The sequence below is a fragment of the Methylophaga sp. UBA5088 genome (assembly GCF_002414625.1).
Lineage (GTDB): Bacteria > Pseudomonadota > Gammaproteobacteria > Nitrosococcales > Methylophagaceae > Methylophaga > Methylophaga marina.
This window is the reverse complement of record NZ_DIAC01000103.1, coordinates 29827-32102: the sequence shown is the minus strand read 5'-3', so window position 1 is coordinate 32102 and position 2276 is coordinate 29827. Positions and strand designations below refer to the sequence as shown.

Annotated in this window: 2 protein-coding genes; one reads left to right on the top strand and one right to left on the bottom strand. The window is 44.9% G+C overall.

The window, feature by feature from the left end:
• Nucleotides 1–1589: 2-isopropylmalate synthase (gene leuA, locus B4K20_RS12950; RefSeq protein ID WP_289283188.1), on the bottom strand; the 1589-nt coding region annotated here is incomplete at its 3' end.
• Between the two features lie 312 nt (nucleotides 1590–1901).
• Between leuA and B4K20_RS12945 the strand changes: the two genes are divergently transcribed.
• The coding region (locus B4K20_RS12945; protein ID WP_289283187.1) for an Lrp/AsnC family transcriptional regulator at nucleotides 1902–2276 on the top strand (375 nt) is incomplete at its 3' end.

Here is a 2276-nt window from a genome sequence, read left to right as displayed (position 1 = left end):
CCCACACCGAACACGGTTGCATGCTCTCCCACCTTGACTTCAACATAGCTCACCGCCGTTGCGTCAGAACCGGCCGTCATGCCATGTTCATGATAATCCGCGACAGTCACTGTTTCACCGATATGCTCTGAGATAGCTTTGGCCACAGCATCCAATGGTCCATTGCCTTGTCCCTTTAACTCAATACGCTGTTGCTCATATTTCACCACCACATGGCTCATGACTTGATGACTTTCCTCATCAACGATATGACTTCCCATATATTGATAAGGACTGTTCACTTGCACGTATTCATCATCAAACAGTGAGACGATATTCTCAGCGTTAATCTCACGACCACTGCTGTCACTGACCTTTTGAACCACTTTGCTGAACTCAATCTGCAAACGACGTGGCAATTCAAAGCCGGCATGTTGCTGTAACAAGAAACTCACGCCACCTTTGCCGGACTGACTGTTGACCCTCACCACAGCATCGTAACTACGATTTACATCGGCTGGATCAATGGGTAAATAAGGTACCTGCCAATAGTCATCCGCTTTTTGTACGGCCAATCCTTTTTTAATCGCATCCTGATGCGAGCCAGAAAAAGCCGTAAACACTAATTCACCCGCATAAGGATGGCGCGGATGCACGGGCAATTGTGTGGCTTCTTCAAACAATTGTCGGATCTGATCCATCTGAGTGAAATCAAGCTCAGGATCAATTCCCTGCGAATATAAATTCATCGCCAAGGTGATCAAGTCCACATTACCCGTGCGTTCACCATTACCAAATAAACAACCTTCCACACGATCAGCACCCGCCATGACAGCTAACTCAGCTGCTGCTACCGCCGTGCCGCGATCATTATGTGGGTGCACACTCAGAATAATGCTGTCGCGTTGATTTAAATGTCGATGCATCCATTCCACCTGATCGGCATAGGTATTCGGCGTCGCCATTTCTACTGTTGCCGGCAAGTTGATGATCATCTTATGTTCTGGTGTTGGCTGCCAGATGGCCGTCACCGCGTCACAAACCTCTTTCGCAAACTCCATTTCCGCACTGGAAAAGGTCTCAGGTGAATATTGGTATACCCATTCGGTTTCTGGCTGTTTTGCCGTCATCTCTTTCACCCAACGCGTTCCACGCTCAGCGATCTCTTTCACCCCAGCCTTATCAGTGCGATAGACAATTTCACGAAAAGCAGGGGCAATCGGGTTATACATATGCAAAATAGCGCGTTTGGCACCTTTCAAGGATTCCACGGTTCGGGCAATTAAATCCTCTCTGGCCTGCGTTAACACTTCAATCGTGACATCATCAGGAATACGATTTTCGTCAATCAAACGGCGAACAAAATTAAAGTCCGTTTCTGAGGCTGATGGAAAACCAACCTCAATTTCTTTAAAGCCCATATCTACCAGGGCCAGGAAAAACCGCATTTTGGTATCAACAGACATCGGATCAATCAAAGCCTGATTACCGTCACGTAAATCTGTACTCATCCAGATTGGGGCTTTATCCAATACCACATTGGGCCACTGCCGATCAGGCAATTGGATAGCATCAAAGCGACGATATTTTTGAGCGGGCTGACTAATCATGTCTGACTCCTGACAATAACTATTAATGACACACAAGTTGCTGAAACAAATTTGCCTGACTCACCATATGAACCGGGTTAATTCATACTTTTCCGATGGGCCTTTCATGAGTTTTGATCATGTCAGTTCATCGTGCCAGCTGCGCTTTTGACGCATCGGCTATCAGTTCCAGCCATGTGAAATAGTATAAAGAAGTCACTATGGAATTAAATTGCTATATTTGCATAAAACCGACTTAAACAAGAATAATATTGCTTAAAAAGCATAAATATTGAAACATATAACCACAATAAAATTTAATGGAGAAATTACATGTCTGACAACCTCGATAAATACGACATCATGATCCTGCAAAAATTACAGACTGACGGTCGTATTACCAACCAGGAATTAGCCGAAGCTATCAAGCTCTCGCCGTCCCCTTGTCTACGGCGTGTCAAACAGATGGAGGAAAAAGGCTTAATTGACGGTTATGTGGCTTTACTCAACGCCAAAAAATTAGGTCTGACCTTGATGGCTTTTATTGGTATTAGTATGGACAAACACACACCGGAGCGTTTTGAAGCACTGGAGACCACACTTGCCAGCTATCCTGAGGTACTCGAATGTCACCTCATTACCGGCCAATCTGCCGATTATTTATTAAAGGTGATTGTGAAAGATATGGATGCCTATCAACAATTCCTG